Source organism: Bradyrhizobium glycinis, assembly GCF_016031655.1.
GTDB lineage: Bacteria > Pseudomonadota > Alphaproteobacteria > Rhizobiales > Xanthobacteraceae > Bradyrhizobium > Bradyrhizobium glycinis.
The window spans coordinates 36,132-58,185 of sequence record NZ_JACCHQ010000016.1 but is presented as its reverse complement, the minus strand read 5'-3'; the positions used below and the strand labels follow the sequence as shown (position 1 = coordinate 58,185).

General features: G+C 65.5%; 19 protein-coding genes. 12 read left to right on the top strand and 7 right to left on the bottom strand.

The features are described from left to right. Positions 1–77 precede the first annotated feature (77 nt). Positions 78–2,816 (bottom strand): DNA mismatch repair protein MutS, encoded by a 2,739-nt coding sequence (mutS, locus tag HZZ16_RS22340; RefSeq protein WP_197951752.1) that lies wholly within the window; start codon positions 2,814–2,816, stop codon positions 78–80. A gap of 346 nt (positions 2,817–3,162) precedes the next feature. On the opposite strand from mutS, the gene pcaF reads away from it, so the two are divergent. The 6 genes from pcaF to HZZ16_RS22310 all read left to right on the top strand — a co-directional run bounded on the left by pcaF (position 3,163) and on the right by HZZ16_RS22310 (position 9,988). After that, entirely contained in the window at positions 3,163–4,371 is a 1,209-nt protein-coding gene (gene pcaF / locus HZZ16_RS22335) for a 3-oxoadipyl-CoA thiolase (RefSeq protein ID WP_197951749.1), read from the top strand. Between the two features lie 216 nt (positions 4,372–4,587). Then, positions 4,588–5,481, top strand: coding sequence for a dioxygenase family protein (locus HZZ16_RS22330; RefSeq protein ID WP_197951747.1), 894 nt, complete (start codon positions 4,588–4,590; stop codon positions 5,479–5,481). Between the two features lie 123 nt (positions 5,482–5,604). Then, positions 5,605–6,306 (top strand): protocatechuate 3,4-dioxygenase subunit beta, encoded by a 702-nt coding sequence (pcaH, locus tag HZZ16_RS22325; RefSeq protein ID WP_197951745.1) that lies wholly within the window; start codon positions 5,605–5,607, stop codon positions 6,304–6,306. 1 nt (position 6,307) lies between these two features. Then, entirely contained in the window at positions 6,308–6,910 is a 603-nt protein-coding gene (gene pcaG / locus HZZ16_RS22320) for a protocatechuate 3,4-dioxygenase subunit alpha (protein WP_197951743.1), read from the top strand. 254 nt (positions 6,911–7,164) lie between these two features. Continuing rightward, positions 7,165–8,853 carry a methyl-accepting chemotaxis protein gene (locus HZZ16_RS22315; RefSeq protein ID WP_197951741.1) on the top strand — a complete coding sequence of 563 codons (1,689 nt, stop codon included), beginning with the start codon at positions 7,165–7,167 and terminating at the stop codon, positions 8,851–8,853. Between the two features lie 112 nt (positions 8,854–8,965). Further along, positions 8,966–9,988, top strand: a complete 1,023-nt coding sequence (locus HZZ16_RS22310; RefSeq protein WP_376707580.1) for a phosphotransferase — start codon at positions 8,966–8,968, stop codon at positions 9,986–9,988. A 144-nt stretch (positions 9,989–10,132) separates the two neighbouring features. Here the strand turns inward: HZZ16_RS22310 and HZZ16_RS22305 are convergent, their stop codons facing one another. The 3 genes from HZZ16_RS22305 to HZZ16_RS22295 are packed head-to-tail and all read right to left on the bottom strand — an operon-like array spanning position 10,133 to position 13,363. Beyond that, on the bottom strand, positions 10,133–11,689 hold the full coding sequence (locus HZZ16_RS22305) for an MDR family MFS transporter (protein WP_197951736.1): 1,557 nt from the start codon (positions 11,687–11,689) through the stop codon (positions 10,133–10,135). Between the two features lie 35 nt (positions 11,690–11,724). Beyond that, positions 11,725–12,888 carry an HlyD family secretion protein gene (locus HZZ16_RS22300; protein WP_197951734.1) on the bottom strand — a complete coding sequence of 388 codons (1,164 nt, stop codon included), beginning with the start codon at positions 12,886–12,888 and terminating at the stop codon, positions 11,725–11,727. Beyond that, the gene (locus HZZ16_RS22295) at positions 12,881–13,363 is read right to left on the bottom strand and encodes a MarR family winged helix-turn-helix transcriptional regulator (RefSeq protein ID WP_197951732.1); all 483 of its coding nucleotides are present in this window, start codon (positions 13,361–13,363) and stop codon (positions 12,881–12,883) included. Before HZZ16_RS22295 ends, HZZ16_RS22300 begins: the two co-directional genes overlap by 8 nt. Positions 13,364–13,519: 156 nt before the next feature. Between HZZ16_RS22295 and HZZ16_RS22290 the strand changes: the two genes are divergently transcribed. The 5 genes from HZZ16_RS22290 (at position 13,520) to HZZ16_RS22270 (ending at position 18,214) form a co-directional block, all read left to right on the top strand. Continuing rightward, complete coding sequence (locus tag HZZ16_RS22290) at positions 13,520–14,014, top strand: Fur family transcriptional regulator (RefSeq protein WP_197951730.1); 495 nt, start codon at positions 13,520–13,522, stop codon at positions 14,012–14,014. A gap of 36 nt (positions 14,015–14,050) precedes the next feature. Next, the gene (locus HZZ16_RS22285; protein ID WP_197951728.1) at positions 14,051–15,004 is read left to right on the top strand and encodes a DMT family transporter; all 954 of its coding nucleotides are present in this window, start codon (positions 14,051–14,053) and stop codon (positions 15,002–15,004) included. A 13-nt stretch (positions 15,005–15,017) separates the two neighbouring features. Further along, complete coding sequence (gene ispG / locus HZZ16_RS22280) at positions 15,018–16,301, top strand: flavodoxin-dependent (E)-4-hydroxy-3-methylbut-2-enyl-diphosphate synthase (RefSeq protein ID WP_197951726.1); 1,284 nt, start codon at positions 15,018–15,020, stop codon at positions 16,299–16,301. A gap of 207 nt (positions 16,302–16,508) precedes the next feature. Then, positions 16,509–17,405: a TauD/TfdA dioxygenase family protein gene (locus tag HZZ16_RS22275; protein WP_197951724.1), complete on the top strand. Its 897-nt coding sequence runs from the start codon at positions 16,509–16,511 to the stop codon at positions 17,403–17,405. A gap of 26 nt (positions 17,406–17,431) precedes the next feature. Then, positions 17,432–18,214, top strand: a complete 783-nt coding sequence (locus HZZ16_RS22270) for an N-acetylmuramoyl-L-alanine amidase (protein ID WP_311974224.1) — start codon at positions 17,432–17,434, stop codon at positions 18,212–18,214. A 102-nt stretch (positions 18,215–18,316) separates the two neighbouring features. Here HZZ16_RS22270 and HZZ16_RS22265 read toward each other — a convergent pair whose 3' ends face one another. From HZZ16_RS22265 to HZZ16_RS22255, 3 genes are all read right to left on the bottom strand, one after another. Further along, the gene (locus HZZ16_RS22265) at positions 18,317–19,924 is read right to left on the bottom strand and encodes a Na+/H+ antiporter (protein ID WP_197951722.1); all 1,608 of its coding nucleotides are present in this window, start codon (positions 19,922–19,924) and stop codon (positions 18,317–18,319) included. A 47-nt stretch (positions 19,925–19,971) separates the two neighbouring features. Then, positions 19,972–20,829 (bottom strand): class A beta-lactamase, encoded by an 858-nt coding sequence (bla, locus tag HZZ16_RS22260; protein ID WP_197951719.1) that lies wholly within the window; start codon positions 20,827–20,829, stop codon positions 19,972–19,974. Between the two features lie 218 nt (positions 20,830–21,047). Beyond that, positions 21,048–21,422, bottom strand: coding sequence for a nuclear transport factor 2 family protein (locus HZZ16_RS22255; RefSeq protein WP_025033299.1), 375 nt, complete (start codon positions 21,420–21,422; stop codon positions 21,048–21,050). A 93-nt stretch (positions 21,423–21,515) separates the two neighbouring features. Between HZZ16_RS22255 and HZZ16_RS22250 the strand changes: the two genes are divergently transcribed. Further along, complete coding sequence (locus HZZ16_RS22250) at positions 21,516–21,944, top strand: GFA family protein (protein WP_197951717.1); 429 nt, start codon at positions 21,516–21,518, stop codon at positions 21,942–21,944. The last annotated feature ends 110 nt before the right edge of the window (positions 21,945–22,054 follow it).

Here is a 22,054-nt window from a genome sequence, read left to right as displayed (position 1 = left end):
AGCCGTGCCCACCACGCTTCTGCGAATTCGCTGTTGCATGGTGGGCACGCTACGCTTTGCCCACCCTACGGCATCTCTTATTGCTTCGGCAGTTTGGCCTTCAACGCATACAGCGCGTCCAGTGCCTCGCGCGGCGACATCTCGTCGGGGTGTAGCGCCTTCACCGCCTCCATGAGCAGCTCGGCTTCGCTCGGCGGCGCGGCTTCAGTGGCGGCGCGTGAGGGCACTGCGAACAGCGGCAGATCGTCCACCAGCGCCCGCGCGGTCTGGCCGCGGTCCTGCGCTTCCAGCTTGGACAGCACCGATTTGGCGCGCGTGATCACCGCCGGCGGCAGGCCCGCGAGTTTCGCCACCTGGATGCCGTAGGAGCGGTCGGCCGAGCCCGGCAGCACCTCGTGCAGGAACACGACGTTGCCCTGCCATTCCTTCACCCGCACCGTGGCGTTGAACATGCGCGGCAGTTTTGCCGCGAGCGCAGTCAGTTCGTGATAATGCGTCGCGAACAAGGTGCGGCAGCGGTTGCTCTCATGCAGATGCTCGATCGCGGCCCAGGCAATGGAGAGGCCGTCGAAGGTCGCGGTGCCGCGGCCGATCTCGTCGAGAATGACGAGCGAACGCTCGCCGGCCTGGTTCAGGATCGCCGCGGTTTCGACCATCTCGACCATGAAGGTGGAGCGGCCGCGGGCGAGATCGTCGGCGGCGCCGACGCGCGAGAACAGGCGGTCGACGATGCCGATCCGCGCACGCGTGGCCGGCACGAAGCTGCCGATCTGCGCCATCAAGGCGATCAGCGCGTTCTGGCGCAGGAAGGTCGACTTGCCGGCCATGTTGGGACCGGTGAGCAGCCAGAGCTGGCCTGACTTCTGCGCCGGCGCGGGGGACAGGTCGCAGGCGTTGGCGATGAACGGCTCGCCGTTGCGCTTGAGCGCCTGCTCGACCACGGGATGGCGGCCGGCCTCGATGGCAAAGCTGAGCGAGCCGTCGACCTCGGGCCGCACATAGTTCTCGTCCACGGCGAGCTTGGCCAGCGACGTCGCGATGTCGAGCAGTGCAAAGCCTTGCGCTGCGGCGCGCAGATCGTCGCTGATCGCGAGCGCCTTGCCGCAGAGCCGCTCGAAGATCTCGAGCTCGAGGCCGAGCGCGCGGTCACCGGCATTGGCGATCTTGGCCTCGATCTCCCCTAACTCGGAGGTGGTGAAGCGCACCTGTCCCGCCAGCGTCTGGCGATGGATAAAGGTCGCGTTCAGCGGCGGCGACATCAGCTTGTCGCCGTGCTGTGCGGTGACCTCGACGAAATAGCCCAGCACGTTGTTGTGCCGGATCTTGAGGCCCTTGACGGAGGTCGCGTCGGCGTAGCGCGCCTGCATCGAGGCGACGACGAGGCGCGAGGCGTCACGCAGGTTTCGCGCCTCGTCCAGCGCCGGCTCGTAGCCCTGGCGCACGAAGCCGCCATCGCGCTTGATCAGCGGCAGCTGCTCGTCGAGCGCGCTGGCGAACTCGGCAGCAAGCTCGCGCGACGGCCGCTGCAGCGCCGCCATCACCGCCGCGATTTCCTGTGGCGGTTGATCCATTTCGGCGAGCCGCGTCAGCACCTGGTCGGCGGCGATGATGCCGTCGCGGATGCCGGCGAGGTCGCGCGGGCCGCCGCGGCCGACCGAGAGCCGAGCCAGAGCGCGCGACATGTCGGGCGCGCCGCGCAGGATGCTGCGGATGTCCTCGCGCGCGGCGGAATCGGCCACGAAGGCGCTGACTGCGTCCAGCCGCCGGGCGATCGCCGGCGCGTCGGTCAGCGGCGCCGCCAGACGTTGCGCCAGCAGGCGGGAGCCTGCCGAGGTCACGGTGCAGTCGATCGCGTCGAGCAGCGAGCCGCGGCGTTCGCCGGCGAGGGTGCGCGTCAGCTCGAGATTGGCGCGCGTGGCCGGGTCGATCGCCATGGTCGCGCCCGAGGCCTCGCGCGCGGGCGGCGACAGCGGCGGATGCTTGCCGACCTGGGTGCGGTCGACATAGGTGACGGCGGCGGCCGCGGCGGTGGCTTCCAGGCGCGTCAGCTGCGCGAGCCCGTCCGTGGTCGCGACGGCAAAGTAGTCGCAGAGGCGCTTCTCGGCGGTGGCACCATCGAACACGTCGCGGGTCAGCGGCGTCACGGCCGGCAGCTCGCGCAGGATCTGGCCGAGCTCGTTGTCGCCAAAGAGCGCGTCGGTGACGATCGCCTCGTTCGGGTTGATGCGCGCCAGCGTCGCGGCGAGCTCGCCGCCCGAGACCTCGGTGACCATGAATTCGGCCGTCGAGATGTCGATCCAGGCAAGACCGAAGCGGTCGCCGCCGGCCGACGAGCGGGCGCGCGCGATTGCCAGCAGGTAATTGTTGGCACGCGCATCGAGCAGCGTGTCCTCGGTCAGCGTGCCCGGCGTCACCAGCCGCACCACGCCGCGGCGCACCACGCTCTTGTTGCCGCGCGCTTTCGCCGCCGCGGGATCCTCGGTCTGCTCGCAGACCGCGACCCGATGCCCGGCGCTGATGAGACGATGCAGATAATCCTCGGCGCGCTCGACCGGCACGCCGCACATCGGGATATCCGCGCCCTGGTGCTTGCCGCGCTTGGTCAGGACAATGCCGAGCGTCCTCGATGCGATCTCGGCGTCCTCGAAGAACAGCTCGTAAAAGTCGCCCATTCGGTAGAACAGCAGCAAGCCCTGATGCGCTGCCTTGATCTCCAGATACTGCTCCATCATCGGCGTGACGCGCGCGGCAGCCTCGGCCTGCGGCGCGGGCGCTTCGTCGGGGGGCGGAACTTGTATCGGCTGTTGCATCGTCATGGGCGGCGCAACCTACAAAATTTCGGCACCTGCTCCTATTTGCTTTGCCTGGGAAGCGAAGGTTTTCCACGTTGTCCGTGGGGGCGCGAGGTGCTGCCACATTCTCGGTCGTCATTCCGGGATGCGCCGGCAGGCGCAGGCCCGGAATCCATAACCCCGGCTCGTGGTTATGGATTCTCAGGTGCGCAATTGCGCACCATAGCTCGCGCTCCGCGCGCCCCGGAATGACGGAGAGTTCTGAATACGCCACCCGCGAAACCGTCAATTGACCTGCCGCGGGCGCCCTCCTAAAACTCCGCCGACATTGAAGAATTTGGCCGAACCGCGGCATTCAGGGAGAACAACGATGCGTGACGTCTTTATCTGCGATGCCGTGCGGACCCCGATCGGCCGTTTCGGCGGCTCGCTCGCCAAGGTGCGTGCCGACGACCTGGCTGCCGCGCCGATCAAGGCGCTGATGGCCAAGCACCCCAATCTCGATTGGGCGCAGGTGGATGAAGTGTTCTTCGGCTGCGCCAACCAGGCCGGCGAGGACAATCGCAACGTCGCGCGCATGGCGCTGCTGCTGGCGGGCCTGCCGGATTCGGTTCCCGGCCAGACCCTGAACCGGCTCTGTGCCTCCGGCCTCGATGCGGTCGGCGCGGCGGGCCGCGCCATCCGTTCCGGCGAGATCGAGCTTGCCATTGCCGGCGGCGTCGAATCGATGACCCGCGCGCCCTTCGTGATGGGCAAGGCGCAGGAGGCCTTTTCGCGCTCGGCCGAGATCTTCGACACCACCATCGGCTGGCGCTTCATCAATCCGCTGCTGAAGGCGCAGTACGGCGTCGATGCGATGCCAGAGACCGGCGAGAACGTTGCCGAGGAGTTCCAGGTCTCGCGCGCCGATCAGGATGCCTTCGCCATCCGCTCGCAGCAGCGGGCAGGCGCCGCGATTGCGGCGGGCTATTTCGCGGAAGAAATCACGCCCATCACCATTCCCGGCGGCAAGGCCGGCCCTGTTACGATCGACAAGGACGAGCATCCGCGCCCCGAGACCACGCTGGAAGGTCTCGCCAAGCTGAAGCCGATCGTGCGCAATCCCGGCACCGTGACGGCCGGCAACGCCTCCGGCGTCAATGACGGCGCCGCCGCCATGATCCTGGCCTCGGAAGCGGCCGTGAGGAAGCACGGCCTGACGCCGCGGGCGCGCATCCTCGGGCTCGCCTCGGCCGGCGTGCCGCCGCGGATCATGGGCATCGGCCCGGTGCCGGCGACGCGCAAGCTGATGGAACGTCTCGGCAAGAAGATCAGCGATTTCGACCTGATCGAGCTGAATGAAGCTTTTGCCTCGCAGGGCATCGCCTGCCTGCGCCAGCTCGGCGTCAAGGACGATGCCGATTTCGTCAATCCGCATGGTGGCGCCATCGCGCTCGGCCATCCGCTCGGCATGAGCGGCGCGCGCCTTGCCCTCACCGCCGTGCACGGCATGGAGAAGCGCGGCGGCAAGCTCGCGCTCGCGACCATGTGCGTCGGCGTCGGCCAGGGCGTCGCCGTTGCGATCGAAAAGCTGAATTGACGGTCTTTCCTCTCCCTCTCCCCGCTCTTCGCGGGGAGAGGGTTGGGGTGAGGGGGAGTCTCCGCAAGGACGGTGACAGTTGGACTCGCGGAGAGTCCCCCTCACCCGGAATTTGCTGTCGCAAATTCCGGCCTCTCCCCGCAAGCGGGGAGAGGCGAAGAGCCCGGGTTCGCTCGTTTCTCTCGCGCCCCGGAATGACAGGGAGAGAATGGCAGCATGATCATCGAGCGCGAGAAGGACGTCACGGCCGCAGCCCTGGCGGTGATGGAGCGGACATCCGATCCGCGGCTGCGCGAGATCATGGTCTCCCTCGTCAAGCATTTGCATGCCTTCGTCCGCGATGTCAGGCTCACCGAGAAGGAGTTCCGTGACGCCACGGCGATCGTGGCCGAGCTCGGCAAGCTGACCACCGATACGCATAACGAAGTGGTGCTGATGGCGGGGTCGCTCGGCGTCTCCTCGCTGGTGTGCCTGCTTAACAACGGCGATCAGGGCAATACGGAGACCGATCAATCATTGCTCGGGCCGTTCTGGCGGTTGAACTCGCCCCGGGTCGAGAATGGCGGATCGATCGTGCGCTCGGAGACACCGGGGGCCACGCTGTTCGTCAGCGGCCGCGTCGTTGGCAAGGACGGCCAGCCCGTCGCCGGTGCCGAGGTCGATGTCTGGCACGCCTCGCCGGTCGGCCTCTACGAGAACCAGGACCCCGGGCAGGCCGACATGAACCTGCGCGGCAAGTTCACGACCGATTCCGACGGGTGCTTCGCCTTCCGCTCGGTGATGATGGTCGGCTATCCGATTCCGACCGATGGTGTCGTCGGCCGCCTGCTCGAGGCGCAGGGCCGCCACCCCTATCGTCCCGCGCATCTGCACGCCCTGATCTTCAAGCCAGGATTCAAGGTGCTGATCTCGCAGGTGTATGATCCGAGCGACCCCCATATCGACAGCGACGTGCAGTTCGGTGTGACACAGGCGCTGATCGGCAAATTCGTGCGCCACGGTAGCCCGCATCCGACGGTGAAGGACGCCTCGGTGCCCTGGTATTCGCTCGACCATACCTACCGGCTCGAGGCCGGAGAGGCCGTGCTTCCGCGTGCGCCGATCAGGTAGGAGCGGCCGGCTGCCATGCGCGGGAACGCCGCTAAACCGGCTTTCCCAAATTAGTTATATCCTATAATGATTGGCGCAAGCGTTGACCGGCCGGACCGAAAATGGCCGGGGAGGAGTTCGCCAATGACATTCATCTATCCGATTGGCAGCAATACGGCGCATCCGCTGCCGCTGTCGCCCGACTACAAGAGCTCGATCAAGCGCGCGCCGAACAAGCCCTTGATCCCGATGCCCCATACGCTGTCGGAGCTGACCGGGCCGGTCTACGGCCACGAGACCGTGCGCGAGGGCGACAATGATCTCACCCGTCAGCACGCGGGCGAGCCGCTCGGCGAGCGGATCATCGTGCATGGCCATGTGCGCGACGAGGACGGCCGCGGCGTGCCGAACTCGCTCGTCGAAATCTGGCAGGCCAATTCCTGCGGCCGTTATGTCCACGTCCGCGATCAGCATCCGGCGCCGCTGGATCCGAATTTCACCGGCGCGGGCCGCACCGTGAGCGATGCGTCCGGCTATTATCGCTTCGTCACCATCAAGCCCGGCGCCTATCCCTGGGGCAATCACCACAATGCCTGGCGGCCTGCGCACATCCATCTCTCGGTGTTCGGCTATTCCTTCGTCACGCGTCTCGTGACGCAGATGTATTTCCCGAACGATCCTTTGTTCCCGTTCGATCCGATCTTCAACTCGGTGCCGGACGAGAAGGCGCGGGCGCGGATGGTCTCCTCTTTCGATCTAGAGAATACCCAGCCGGAATGGGCGCTGTGCTACCGCTTTGACATCGTGCTGCGCGGCAAGGACGCCACACCCATGGAGAACCATTAACGTGCAGGATTCTGTAAAGCCCGACGGGATCACCCCATCGCAGACCGTCGGTCCGTTCTTCAAATACGGCCTGACGCCGACCGGCGAGTACGCCTGGAACGACGCGTTCACCAATTCGACGCTGACCCCGGACGTCTCAGGCGACCGCATCCGCATCGAGGGCAGGGTGTTCGACGGCGACGGCGTTGCCGTGCCGGACGCCATGCTGGAGATCTGGCAGGCGGATGTGCAGGGCCGCTTCGCCGATCCCCAGGACAAGCGCGCGCTGCCGAATGCGAGCTTCCGCGGCTTTGCCCGCTGCGGCACCGACAAGGACGGCAATTATTCTTTCGAGACCATCAAGCCGGGCGCGGTGCCCGATCCCGCCGGCAAGCCGCAGGCGCCGCACATCCTGGTTGCGGTGTTTGCCCGCGGCATGCTGCGACATCTCTACACCCGCATCTATTTCAACGACGAAGCCGGCAACGCCGCCGATCCCGTGCTGGCGCTGGTGCCGGCTGACCGCCGGGCCACGCTCACTGCGGTCCGCGAGGCCAGCAAGCCGGTCTACCGGCTCGACCTGTACCTGCAGGGCGACAACGAGACGGTGTTCTTCGACGTGTGAAGGCAAGGCGTGCCGAGGAGGCCTGCTCCTCGGCAGGCTCATTCGGGGCATCCGAGCCGGCGCTGCATTGCCCCCATCAGACGCGTTCATTTGCGCGTTTGTGCGTCAGCCTCGCTGACTCAATACCGATGCATTGACGCCCAATTCCCGTATTTATGCGGGCTTCGCGAAATACAATTCCGGCGGGAATAAATCCCGTATTTACCGTAGTCGTTTAGGGTGGCCTCAGTTTCGACGCCGACCTGGATTGTTTCATGAAATTTCGTCTGTCCTTGTCCTCTGCGATCGTCGCGTTCGGCATCGTTCTCGCCATTGGTTTTGCCGCCGTTGTTTCGACCAGCCTGTACGCCCTAAAAGAGCTCAAGGTCGGCGGCCCGCTCTATGCCGACATCAAGCTCGGCAACGACCTCATCGCCGACATCCTGCCGCCGCCCGAATACGTCATCGAAGCCTATCTCGAGGCGACGCTGGCCATGCGCGAGCCGGATCAGCTGACGGCCCACGGCGAACGTCTGGTCCAGCTGCGCAAGGACTACGACGAGCGCAAGGCGTTCTGGGTCTCCTCCAGCCTTTCGGCCGACCTCAAGACCGCGCTGGTGTCGAAGTCCGATGCGGAGGTGCAGAAATTCTGGAAGGCGTCGGATCAGCTTCTGCCCGCCCTCAAGGCCAAGGACGTGGCGGCTTCCGAGCGCGCCTATGCGCAGCTCAAGGAGGCCTATACCGCGCACCGCGCCGTCATCGACAGCATCGTCGAGAGTGCCAACAAGCAGAATGCCGCCATGGAGAAGCTGGCCGCGGACCGCGACAGCGCGATGCTCTATATCCTGCTCGGCGTCTCCATCGCCGTCCTCGCCTTCGTTGCCGCCGGCCTGTTGGGTGTTGCCCTCGGCGTGGTGCGCCCGATCGTGCGCATGACCGACACGATGCAGAAGCTCGCAACCGGCGATCTCGCCGCAGACATTCCGTTCGCCCAGCGCCAGGACGAGGTCGGCTCGATGGCGGGCGCGCTTCTGGTATTCAAGCAGGCGGCGGTCGAGAATTCCCGTCTGCGCGAGGAGCAGTTGCGGCAGGAGCAGGCGGCGGCGCTTGCGAAGCGCTCCGCCCTGCACCAGATGGCCGAAACGGTCGAACGCGAGACCGGCCGCTCGGTCGATACCGCGACTGCGGCGACGCAGGGCGTGGAGCAAGCCGCTTCCGGCCTCTCCGAGATCGCAAAGTCGCTCTCTGCGCAGTCGCAGGCGGTCGCGGCGGCTTCGACGCAGGCGCTCGGCAGTTCGCAGGCCGTCTCCGCTGCGGCCGAAGAACTGAGCGCCTCGATCCGCGAGATCGCGAGCCAGGTCGCGCGGACCAGCACCGTCACCAAATCGGCGGTTGCCGGCCGCGAGCAGGCGCGTTCGACCATTCAGGCGCTGGCCGGATCGGTGAAGAAGATCGCGGAGGTCTCCGACCTCATCGGCGGCATCGCAGGCCAGACCAACCTCCTCGCGCTCAACGCGACGATCGAGGCGGCGCGCGCCGGCGAGGCCGGCCGCGGCTTTGCGGTGGTTGCCGCCGAAGTGAAATCCCTGTCCGACCAGACCGCCAAATCCACCGAGGAGATCGGGCGGCTGATTGCCGAGATCCAGGCCTCGACGCAGGCTGCGGTCGACGCCGTCGAGGCCATGGGAAGCCACATCGTCGAGATCGACGGCGTGGCGACTTCGGTCGCTGCGGCGATGGAAGAGCAGGATGCCGCGACGCGGGAGATCACGCGGTCGATTTCCGAATCGGCCTCGGCGGCGAAGGAGGTCTCGGCCAAGATCGGCGACGTCAGCCGCGATGCCGCCTCGGTCAACGAGCGCGCCGCGGATGTGCGGCAGGCGATCACCGGGATGGCGGCCAATCTCGAGCAGCTGCGCGCCATCGTCGTGCGGACCGTGCGCGACTCGACCGCCGCAGCCTGAGCCGGCCGCAGCCGCTGGTGCCCGGGCATGTGATCGTGCAGTATGACGCGGGACAGGGGCATCGCGGTTCATGACATCTCCACAATTGCCGGCGGTCGTTGAGCCCGCCCGAATGACGGCCGCGCTACGCCGGGGCGGCGCGCTGGATGCAGGCGCCGTCCGCGAGGTGAAGGTGCTGCATCAGCGCGACACCGTGGTGTCGCATATCGTCAGGCTTGGACTGCGCTACGTCGGCGAATCCGCCGGTGCCCCGCAGTCGCTGATCCTCAAGACTCCCAATTCCGCTTTCGGCGCGCGCCTCGCCAATGGCGGACGGCGCGAGGTGGATTATTACACGCAACTGGTGCCGCAGATGCCGCCGGGACTCGTGCCGCGCTGCTTTGACGGGCATTTCGACGAGGACAGCCTCGCCTGGCATCTGCTGCTGGAGGATCTCACCGACAGCCACGAGGTCGCGACAACCTGGCCGGTGCCGCCGTCGCGCGCGCAGACGTTCGCCATCGTCACCACGCTGGCCCGCTGGCATGCAGCCTGGTGGGACCATCCGAGCCTCGGCGACACCGTCGGCACCTGGACGAGCGTGGAGGACAGCGCAGAGCGGATGGAGACGTTCGCGGGGCATTACGATCGCTTTGCCGATCTTCTCGGTGACCGCCTCAACGAAGAGCGGCGAACTATCTACCGTCGGCTCATCGATCAGTCGGAGCGGCTATCCCAGCGTTACCATTCACGCCGCCACCTCAGCATCGCGCATGGCGACGCTCATGTCTGGAATTTCCTGCTGCCGCGCACGGGCGTCGATGACACGGTGCGCATCTTCGATTTCGATCTCTGGAGCATCAACGTTCCGACCCACGACCTCGCCTACATGATGGCCATGCATTGGTATCCGGAACGCCGGCAGGCGCTTGAACGGCTGCTGCTCAATCTCTACCACGACACGCTGATCGACAGCGGCATCACCGGCTACACGCGCGGCGCGCTCGATCGCGACTACCGCTGGGCGGTGCTCTGGCAGATCACGCGGCCGGTCTGGCAGTGGAGCATCAACATCCCGCCGCTGATCTGGTGGAACAATCTGGAGCGGGTGTTTGCGGCCGTGGACGATTTGGGCTGTGAGGAGCTGTTGGGATGATCTCTCGTGCCCCGGACGCAGCGCAGCACGCAAGTGATGCGCTGCTGAGCCGGGGCCCAGATCCGACAGGAGAATGGGTCCCGGTTCTGCGGCGCATCGCTACGCGCTGCACCGCGCCCGGGACACGAGACCGCCAGGCGGTTGCTACTCCATCACCGCATGCTCCGGCCCCGCCGCCTGCTTGCGCAGTGTGGCCTTGGTCGAGCCGATCAAGAGAGCGAGCGGGATGGTGCAGAGGACGAAAAGCATCACCAGCTGGTAGTCGTGCGCGAAGGCGATGATCTGCGCCTGCACGCTGACCATCCGGTCGGCCATGGCGCGGCCGGCGTCGGTGGACAGATTGATCAGGCCGCGGACATCAGGCATCTGCAGCGCGTGGTTGAACGGGCTGACGTGCTCGGAGAGGATCGCATAGGTCCGCCGCGTGCCCTGCGTCAGCTCGGCGATGACGATGGAAATACCGACCGAGCTTGCGACGTTGCGCATCAGGGTCAGCATCGCGGTGCCGTCGGTGCGCAGCTCGTTCGACAGCGTCAGGAATGCCACGGTCGAGAGCGGCACGAAGACGAGGCCAAAGCCAAAACCCTGGATGACGCTGACCGTGACGATCTCCGGCACCTGGGTGAGATCGGTCCAGCCGGTCATCTGGAACAGCGAGCCCGCCGTCAGCGTCAGGCCTGAGATGATCAGCGTGCGCGCCTCGAAATAGCGCATTATGCGGCCGACCAGCATCATGGCGAAGAAGGTGCCGAGCCCTCGGCTCGCCAGCAGCAGGCCGGCGGTGATGATGGGATATCCGATCACGTTCTGCATGTAGGGCGAGGCCAGCGCCATGGTCGAGAACAGGACGAGCCCCATCACGATCATGAACAGGCAGCCGGTGACGAAGTTGCGGTCCCGGAACAGGGCGAAGCGGATGAACGGGGTCGAGGTCGTGAAGGAATGCGCGAGGAAGAAGTAGAACGCGACGGCCGAGACGATGAACTCCGTGAGGATCTCGTTCGATTCCAGCCAGCCCAATTGCTCGCCGCGGTCGAGTGCGAGCTGCAGCGCGCCGATCGCAACCGCGAGCGCGGCGAAACCGAACCAGTCGAATTTGAGGCTGAGGTTCTTCTCGGTCTCGTCCATGAAGACGATCAGCCCGAGCACAGTGATGGCGCCGAACGGCAGATTGACGAAGAAGACCCAGTGCCAGGAATAGGTCTCGGTGAGCCAGGCCCCGAGTGAGGGTCCCATGATCGGGCCCATCATCACGCCCATGCCCCAGATCGACATCGCCTTGGCGCGCTCCTGGAGTGTGTAATAGTCGAGCATGACCGATTGCGACAGCGGCACCAGGGCAGCGCCGAACACACCCTGCAGCAGGCGGAACAGCACCATCTGGTTGATGTCCTGCGCGAGGCCGCAAAGCACCGACGCCATGGTGAACCCGGCCGAGCAGATGATGAAGATGCGCTTGCGGCCGAAGCGGTTGGCGATCCAGCCCACCGGCGCCGTCATGATCGCGGCGGCGACGATGTAGGAGGTCAGCACCCAGTTGATCTGGTCCTGCGAGGCCGACAGCGTGCCCTGCATGTAGGGCAGCGCGACGTTGGCGATGGTGGTGTCCAGCGCCTGCATGATGGTCGCCGTCATGGCGCAGATCGTCACCATGTTCCGGCGCAGGCCGGGGACCATCAGGCTGGCATTGGGGCCGGACATCGGGTCGGTCCTTGTTCTTTTTCTTGGTCTTTGGCCTAGTCTTTATCCTGTCCCGCGGTCGCCGACAGGCCGAGCAGGCCGGCAAGCGAGCGCTGATGGCCGGTGTCGATCGTGGCGTAGACGCTCATGCCGGCTTTCAGCTTCCGCACATATTTGTCGGTCTCGTCGAAATAGATGCGGATCGGTACGCGCTGCACCACCTTGACGAAATTGCCGGTGGCATTTTGCGGCGGCAGGATTGCGAATTGCGCGCCGGTGCCGGGCGAGAGCGAGCCAATCTTGCCCTTGAACACATGGTTCGGGAACGCGTCGACCTCGAGCGTGACCGCCTGGCCTTCGGTGACATAGGTGAGATCGCTCTCCTTCGGATTGGCGTCGACCCAGGGATGGGCAACGTCGATGATGGAGAACACCGGCGTGCCGGCGGCGACGTAACGGCCGAGCTGAATCTGCTCGACCTGCGTCGCCACGCCACCCATCGGGGCGCGCAGCACGGTATGGTCGAGATTGCGCTGGGCGTCGTCGAGCTTGGCCTTGGCCTGCACATAGGGAGGAAACTGCTCGAGCGGCAGATCGGGGTTGCCGAGCAGTTGCGTCTTGGCGTTGGACAGCTGTTGCTTGACGAACTGCGTCTGTGCGCCGGCCGTCACCAGCGCGTTGGCGGCGTTGTCGAGATCGAGCTGAGAGCCGAAATTGTTCTTCACCAGCGCCTGCTTGCGCTCGACGTCGCGCTGCTTCAGCTCGACGCCCTGCTGCGCAAGGTTGAGCATGTCACCGTAGATCTTGATGTTGGCAACGAGGTTGTCGTAGGTCGTGCGCGCCTGGGCGAGCTGCGCCTTGGCTTCATCCACTGCGAGGCGGAATGGAACCGGGTCGATCTCGAACAGCTCGTCGCCCTGCTTGACGACCTGACCTTCCTTCACGACGACTTTCAGGATCTTGCCGGAGATGTCGGGCGTCACCAGCACCTTCTGTGCGCCGACATAGGCATCGTCGGTGCCGACATAGCGACCCCCATGCAGATAGAAGGTGACGCCGCCGACGGCGACGATCACCGGCAGCACGACCAGGAGCAGGAAACGGCGATAGCGGCGCAGGCCCGCCAGCAGGCGGCGGCGCGGATCGGTGCCGGCCTTCTTGGTCGGCTTGCCGCTGTCGCTCTTCTGCTCGGGCTGGAACTTGATGACCTGATCAGCCATAGCGCTGCTCCTTGCGTGCTTGCTCCGCGCCTGATGTCTGGATCGCGGTTCGCACGTTTTCCTTGATGGTCTCGAGTTGGGTGAGGAGGCGGTGCGCATCCGCCGGATTGATGCCGTCGAGTGCGTTCGCCGTGAGCTCCGACTTCAGGCCGCTCATACGGCCGAGCAGCTGCCGCCCGGCCTTCTTGAGGTACAGGCGCTTGACCCGGCGATCAGAAGCGTCGTTGCGGCGCTCGATCCAGTCGTTGTCGCAGAGCCTGTCGATCAGCCGCGTCAGTGTGATCGGCTGCATCTCCAGGAGCTCGGCGAGCTCGGACTGCTTCATGCCCTCGCTGCGCTCCACCTTGGCCAGCACCGCCCATTGCGCGCGGGTGATGCCGAAGCGGGACGCCTCCTTGTCGGCGTAGACGCGCAGGAGGCGGTAGAGCTCACCGAGCGTGAACAGGAAATTCTGGTCGACCGACCCGCGCGTCATGAGCTTCATCTCCAATAAGCTTCGCATATAATAAGCAAGCTTACGATTATTTCACGGACCGGTGGCGCGGTGCTGTCCCGCGGGAGGAGCATGGCTGGCAGCCGGGCGGCTCGTCGTGCTTTGGGTTCCCCCGGCGAAATGCTAGAAGACGGGGACATGAGCCTCGCAAAGCCGGCATTCCCCGCGCCCGACCATGATCACGGCCGCTGCACCGCGGACGCGCTCGCGCATGCTGAAGTGGTCTGCGAGCAGCGCGCGCAGAAATTCACGCCGATCCGCCGCCAGGTGCTGGGTGCTTTGCTCTCCAATCACCGCCCGCTCGGCGCCTACGAGATCATCGACGAGCTCGCCAAGTCCATGGCGCGGCCGGCGCCGATCACGGTCTATCGTGCGCTCGATTTCCTGATGGCCAACGGCCTCGTGCACCGCATCGAGAGTCGCAACGCTTATCTCGCCTGCGCCGCCCACGACCACGATTCGACCTCGGCGGTGGCGTTCCTGATCTGCGATCGCTGCGGCCTGGTCGGCGAGATCCCCTCGGCATCCTTCGCCAAGGACCTCAACGCCGCCGCGCGCAGCTCAGGCTTCGCGCCAAAGCTGTCTGTGGTGGAGATCACGGGCGTCTGCACGCATTGTCAGAAAATGTCTTGAAGCAACAACGGCGCAAAGCCGGATTTTTGGGAAGAAATGTCCGCAACCGAAGCCATACCGTCCGCCGGTCGTCCCCTCAGTGCCGGCGCCATCGCCCTGATGCTCATGCTGTGCCTGACCTGGGGCTTCAACCAGATCGCGGTGAAGCTGGTGCTGCCGGACATTCCGCCCATGCTCCAGGCCACCATCCGCTCGATGGGCGCGCTGCCGGTGCTGTTCCTCATTGGCACCTTTCGCGGTGTCAAATTCTTCGAACGAGACGGCACCTGGAAGCCGGGCCTGATCGCCGGGCTGATGTTCGGCATCGAATTTGTGCTGATCTTCCAGGGGCTGCGTCTCACCTCCGCTTCCCGTGCGGTGGTATTCCTTTACACGGCGCCGTTCTTTGTTGCGCTCGGCTCCTATCAGGTGCTCGGCGAGCGTCTCGGCGGCTCGCAATGGCTGGGCCTTTCCATCAGCTTTGCCGGCGTGGCGCTTGCGATCGGCGTGCCCCAGCCCAATGTCGATTCGCAGGTTCTGCTCGGCGATCTCCTGATCGTCGGGGGTGCCGCGCTGTGGGCCGCGACCACGCTGGTTGCCAAGGGCACGCGGCTGCGCTTCGCCGCGCCCGAGAAGGCGCTGGGATATCAGGTCGCGACCTCGGTCCCGATCCTGGGGCTGGCGGCCTGGCTGTTCGGCGAATCCATCACGCACATGCCGGCCCCGCTCTCGCTCGGGCTGATGGCGTTTCAGGCGATCTGGGTGGTGGGAACCACGTTCACGCTTTGGTTCGCGCTGGTGAAGGCCTATTCGGCCAGCAAATTGTCGGCTTTTACCTTCATCACCCCTTTGTTTGGCGTGGTGGGTAGCTATTTCATCATGCACGACACCCTCAGCCTGACATTCGGGGCCGCAGCGGTCCTTGTAATTGCTGGGCTTTTTCTGGTTAACCGTCCCAGCCACACGGTTGCGGCGCCGCGCGATGCATTGCTGAACGTCACCAAAACCTGATATTTGGACCGCCATGAACAAGCTCGAAAACCCTCTCGATTCAGACATCGCGGGCCCGGCGCCCCGGCACCGCACCACCCAGGTCAAGGTCGGCAACGTTGCCGTCGGCGGCGGTGCGCCCATCGTCGTGCAGTCGATGACCAACACCGACACCGCCGATGTCGAAAGCACCATCGCCCAGGTCGCAGCGCTCGCGCGCGCCGGCTCCGAAATGGTCCGCATTACCGTGGACCGCGAGGAGGCCGCGGCCGCCGTTCCGTACATCCGCGACGGCCTCGCCAAGCGCGGCATCACCACGCCGCTGATCGGTGACTTCCACTATATCGGCCACAAGCTGCTCGCGGCCTATCCGGCCTGCGCCGAGGCGCTGGCCAAATACCGCATCAATCCCGGCAATGTCGGCTTCAAGGACAAGCGCGACACCCAGTTCGCCGACATCATCGAGATCGCCAACAAGAACAACAAGCCGGTGCGCATCGGCGCCAATTGGGGCTCGCTCGACCAGGAGCTCTTGACCAAGCTGATGGACGAGAATGCAGCCTCGCCCAACCCGCGCGACGTGCGCGCGGTGACGCGCGAGGCCATGGTGCAGTCGGCGCTGCTCTCGGCCGCGCGCGCCGAAGAGCTCGGCATGCCCAAGGATCGCATCATCCTCTCCGCAAAGGTCTCGGCGGTGCAGGACCTGATCGCGGTCTACCAGGATCTTGCGGCGCGTTCAGACTACGCCATCCACCTCGGTCTCACCGAGGCCGGCATGGGCTCGAAGGGCATCGTGGCGTCCTCGGCCGCGCTCGGCATCCTCTTGCAGCAGGGCATCGGCGACACCATCCGCATCTCGCTGACGCCCGAGCCCGGCGGCGACCGCACCCGCGAGGTGCAGGTCGGCCAGGAGCTGTTGCAGACCATGGGCTTCCGCACCTTCGTGCCGCTGGTTGCGGCCTGCCCGGGCTGCGGCCGCACCACCTCGACCACGTTCCAGGAGCTGGCCCGCTCGATCCAGGATTTCATCCGCGACGAGATGCCGACCTGGAAGACCAAATATCCCGGCGTGGAAGAGCTCAACGTCGCGGTGATGGGCTGCATCGTCAACGGCCCCGGCGAATCCAAGCACGCCAATATCGGCATCTCGCTGCCCGGCACCGGCGAAGCGCCGGCCGCGCCCGTCTTCGTCGACGGCAAGAAGTTCCGCACGCTGCGCGGCCCGACCATCTCCGCCGACTTCAAGGCGCTGGTGATCGACTACATCGACCAGCGCTATGGCCAGGGCACCAAGGTGCCGGTATCAGCGGCGGAGTAGTTTTGCTCCGCTGACGCCTCACCCATCTCCGTCGTCCCGGACAAGCGCGCCTTAAGCGCGCGCCGATCCGGGACCCATAACGACAGGACTGTGCGGTTACGACGGGTACGCGCGCCCCGGGACGACGACTGTGTTTGCGGTGCAGATTGCGTATCCGCCTTCGCGCGCTACGATAGCTCCCAATCAACAACGATCGGGAGACACGCCATGAGCTCACTCGCCGGCAAGCAGGGCCCGCGCTATCGCCACACCGCTGAAGACGGTGCGCCGTATGAGACCATCGCCGTCGAAAAGCTCACACCCATCATCGGCGCGGAGATCTCGGGCGTCGATATCGGCAAGCTCGTCGATGGCGATGCCCGCTCCAATCGGCAGATGGACGAGATCCACCGTGCGCTCGCCGAAAACCTTGTGATCTTCTTCCGCGACCAGCACATCACGCCGCAGCAGCACCTAGCCTTCGGCCGCAAGTTCGGCGAGCTGCATGTCCATCCCGCAGCTCCCCACGAGGACGAAGACCCGGCCTTGATGAAGATCTATGCGGATAAGAACTCACCGCGCGCCAATGGCGAGGGCTGGCATTCCGACGTGTCCTGCGATCTCGAGCCGCCAATGGGCTCGATCCTTTACATCAAGCAATGTCCGCCGCGCGGCGGCGACACGCTGTTCGCCAACATGTACGCGGCCTATGAGGCGCTGTCGGAGCGCATGAAGGCCTATCTCGACGGCTTGACGGCGCTGCACGACGGCGAACCGATCTATCGCGGGCTCTATGCGAATTACGCCGTCGCCGACCGTCCGTCTTATCCCCATGCCGAGCATCCCGTCGTGCGCACGCATCCGGTCACCGGCAAGAAGGCGCTCTACGTCAACCGCGGCTTCACCCGCCACATCAACGGCATCCCGCGCGACGAGAGCGACGCGATGCTCGCCTATCTCTACCAGCACGCCGAAAACCCGCTGTTCCAGTGCCGCTTCCGCTGGACCGAGAACGCCATCGCGTTCTGGGACAACCGCTGCACCCAGCACCGCGCGATGTGGGACTACTGGCCGCACACACGCTCGGGCACGCGCGTGACGGTGAAGGGGGAGAGGCCGGTGTGAGCAAATTGTGGCGCGCCTTCGTCGCCATTGTCGTTTTACTGATCCCGTTTCTGTTTTCGTCCGCTGACCAAAGCCAAGCGGCCGGGCCGCGGAAGGCTGCAAAGCCGAAACCGAGACTCTCCCTGCCGGAGAAATGCGAGCCGCGAAAACTCCGGATCGTCGTGGATGTCGGCCACACCCCCGACTCCTACGGTGCGTTGAGCGCGCGCAACGATCCGGAGTTCGGCTTCAACTTTCGCCTCGCACGGCTCATCACGGCCAGGCTCAAGTCCGACGGCTTTGCCGCAACCCGCCTGCTCGTCACCGATGGCAAGGCACGGCCGAGCCTGTTCAAGCGCGTCGGTGCTGCGAACGAAAGCCGTGCCGATCTGTTCCTGTCGGTCCATCATGATTCGGTGCCGGACAAGCTGCTGGAGACCTGGGAATTCGACGGCGCAAAGAGCTATTTCAGTGATCGCTTTTCGGGCCACTCGCTGTTCGTGTCGCGGCAGAATCCGCACTTTGCCACCAGCCTGATGCTGGCCCGCATGATCGGCAAGCAGCTGAAGGAGCAGGGCCTACACTATGCCAGCCAGTACACCCTGCCGCTGATGGGCCGCTACCAGCGCCAGCTGCTCGACAAGGATGTCGGCGTCTACCGCTATGACGGGCTCGTCGTGCTGTCGCGCACGCGCAGCGCCGCCGTGTTGCTCGAGGCCGGCTCGATCATCAATCGCGACGAGGAAATGGAGATGAACTCGCCGGAGCGGCAGGAGACCGTCGCGCAAGCAGTCGCTGCTGCAATGAGGGAGTTTTGCGAGCGACGCTAGTTGGCTCAGGTGCTTCCGCGCCCCCGTCATTGCGAGCGCAGCGAAGCAATCCAGAGTCCTTCCGCAGAGGCAGTGCTTCGCTGCGCTCGTAATGACAAAAGGTTACAGCGGCCCGGCCCGATATTCCCGGTTCGCCAGGCTCGCCTCCTCCAGGTCCAGATCGCGCTCGATCCGCCGCCGCGTCTCGTCGGTGATCTGGCCGTCGCGCAGGAGGTTGTGGATGAATTTGCGCTCGGCGGCGATCAGATCGCGGGTCAGAGCGGTGCCGGCGGCGGAGATGTCGTGACGGTCGGGATCGAGCGAGTCCGGGAGCTGGTTGAGGCGGATATCGTGGCGGGCGCGCAGCAGCCGCATCACCTCGTCGGAAACCGCTTTTTCCGCAGTGAGCGCGTCGAGCGATTTCAGCGCGGCCTCCAGCGCCTGACGCCGCGCGACGATCTCCGCTTCGTGCTCGGCGGCATGCTCGTGACGACCGGCTTCGGCGACGCCAAGCCAACGCACGACCGGCGGCAGCGTCAAGCCGACGCCGATGAGCGTCACGAAGATGACACCGAACGCGACGAACAGGATCAGGTCGCGATACGGAAAGGCCTCGCCGTTCGGCAGCGCGAACGGCAGCGCCAGCGCGGCGGCCAGCGACACCGCGCCGCGTACGCCGGTGAAGGCGAGCACGAACGGCCATTGCCATGGCGGCGACGGATCGCGCTCGCGCAGCGACCTGGAGAACATTCGCGGCAGATAGGTCGCGGGATAGAGCCAGGCAAAACGCGCGATGACGACGATCACCAGGACGAATGCGGTCGCGATGAGAATGTCGTCGAGCGGAAAAGTCTTCGATTTCTCGTAGAGCGCGCGCATCTGAAAGCCGGTGAGCAGGAACAGCATGCCCTCGATCAGGTAGATCACGAGATCCCAGAAGAAGATGCCTTGCAGGCGCGTCGCCGAGGAGATCAGCAATGGGCCGTTCCAGCTGACATAGAGCCCGCAGGCCACCGTGGCGATCACGCCGGAGCCGCCGACATGCTCGGGCAGCCAGTATGAGACATAGGGCGTGATCAGCGACAGCGTCAGCTCGACCTGCGGATCTCCGGACCATTTGCGGAAGCGCAAGGAGAGCCAGCCGACGCCGATGCCGAAGGCGATCTCGCCGGCGACGATGAGGAGGAATTCACCGGCCGCGAGCGGCAATGAGAAATGGCCGACGAGGATCGCGGCGAGGGCGAAGCGGTAGAGGATCAGCGCGGTGGCGTCGTTGGCGAGACCTTCGCCCTCGAGGACGACCAGGATGCGGCGCGGCATGTTCAGGCGGCGGGCGATCGCGAGCGGCGCCACCACGTCGGGGGGCGCGACGATGGCCCCGAGCAGGAAGCCGACGGTCCAGGGCAGGCCGATCATGTAGTGCGTGGCAGCCGCCACCATCGCCGTGGTGAAGATCACGGCGCCGACCGCGAGCAGCACGATCGGGCGCAGGTTCTTCCTGAATTCGCGCCAGCTCATGGCGACGCTGGCCGAGTAGATCAGCGGTGGCAGCACCACCAGCAGCACCAGCTCCGGCGGCAGCTCCACCGTCGGCATGCCCGGCACGAAAGCGAGGCCGACGCCTGCCAGCATCAGCAGGATGGCAGGGGCGACGCTGAAGCGTCGTGCGACCAGTGCCACGCCTGCCAGCACGGCCAGCAGGATGAGAAAGGTCTGAAACGTCGCTTCCATGATGGGTCTGTCTTGACCCGGAAGCGACGGCTACGTCAATGCGCGGCTCACGCCAGCCGTTCGGCGACCATCCGGCCAATCCGCGCGAACGCCGCCGCGGTCTGCGCCGCACTCGGCGTGCCGCCTTGGGTATAGGCCGCGATCAGGATCGGCGTGTCCGGCTTCGGCCAGGCGACCGCGATGTCGCCCGAGGCGTCCTTGCCGTTGTTGCCGGTCTTGTCGCCGATCTTCCAGCCCGCCGGGAGTCCGCCACGCAGGCGGTTTGCGCCGGTCTTGCAGTTCACCATCCAGTCGGTGAGCAGGGCCCGCGAAGCAGGCGACAGCGCCTCGCCCGTGACCAGCCGGCGCAAATTTCCCGCCATCGCCGCCGGCGTCGTGGTGTCCCGGGGGTCGCCGGGCTGCGAGCGGTTGAGCTCGGGCTCGTTGTGGTCGAGGCGCGAAGTGGTATCGCCGAGCGACCGCCAGAATGCGGTCAGCGCGGCAGGGCCGCCGATCCGCGCCAGCAGCAGATTGGCGCAGGTGTTGTCGCTGAGCTCGACGATGGCCTTGCACATCTCGCCGACCGACATCTTGCCGGCCGCGAGATTTTGCCTCGCCACCGGTGCGTATTCCAGCAGATCCGCCTGGCCATAGGAGATCATGGCCGCGAGCTGCTCCTCGCCGCGATCGACCCGCGCCAGCACGTTAGCTGCGAGCGAAGCCTTGAACGTCGAGCACATCACGAACCGTTCGTCGGCGCGCCAGGCGAGCTTTGCGCCAGTCGCGAGATTTTCGGCGTAGACCCCGATCCGGCCGCCACTCTCGCGCTCGTAGGATTCGAACTCCGGCGGCGCGTCCGCGGCCAGAGCGGGAGAGGCGGCCATCCAGCAGAGCGAGGCGAGCAGGGAGCGGCGATCAAGCAGCATGGGAATTTCCAGGCGAGTGGGGATGGGAGATAGAGCGCGTTTTCCGTACTGTCATTGCGAGGAGCGAAGCGACGAAGCAATCCAGCCCGTCTCCGCGGAGGGATTCTGGATTGCTTCGTCGCAAGGGCTCCTCGCAATGACGCGGCGAGAGCTGCGCTCGCGATGACAGAGAATTGGATAGCGAGTGCGTCCGAATTCGGGCAGCGGAACGGCGCCCGTCACTCCCTCAAATCATATCGGTACGACTTCGACACGATCTGCCAGCCGTCGGCGAGCTTCATCGCCACCAGATAATCGGTGAAATAGCGCGGCGGCAGCTGGCAGCGCACCTTGATGAAGGCGGTCTTGTCGTCCGAACGGTCGATGGTGACGATGAAGTCCTCGCGCGGCTTGCCTTCGGCCTTGGCCGAGGCGCGCTTGCGCACGCGGTCGAGCCAGTCCGGCACGGTCAGAACCTGGAGCTCGCCCTTCTCGACCCAGCGCAGATCGGCGGAGGGATGGAAGATGGCGCCGAGCTTGTCGGCGTCGCCCTCATAAAGTCCGTCAAAATAGGATTGCACGACGGCTTCGACGCTCGACCGGTCCTGGCTCATGGATCGTTCCCTTGCATGATGGCTTCGGGCCAACTTAGTCGTACATGCAGAAATGCGCTATGGGTGTGTCGGCGATTTGCGAGAGGCGTCACGATGACAGAATCAGAAAATTCGAACGCTCGCATTCTTGTCGGCGAATGCTTTTGCCGCGCCGTGCGCTTCGAGGTGGCCGATGCATTCGCCTACGCGATGAACTGCCACTGCTCGAACTGCCGGCGCACCACCGGCGCCGCCTTCAAGCCCTTCGCCGGCATCCGGCAGGACAGGCTTCGCATTGTCAGGGGCGGCGATCTCCGGATGATTGTCGGCGACGACACTACCCATGACGCGCATTGTGGCCGCTGCGGCTCGCTGCTCTATTCCCGGGTCCGCGAAGGAGAGTGGGTCCACGTTGCCATGGGAACCCTGGTCGATGCCCCCTCGATCCGGCCGAGCGCCCATATTTTCGTCGGCTCGAAGGCGCCCTGGCATGAGATTGCGGACGATCTGCCGCAATATCGGGAGCACATCGGGGTCGTCTGACGGAACCCGGTCCGCACCGCCGTTCGTTGGCGAACCGCGACAGCGTTGGCGCGACAAACAAAAGAGGGCGTCCGGCCTGTCGTCGGGGTCGCCTTCGTGACCTCCATCAC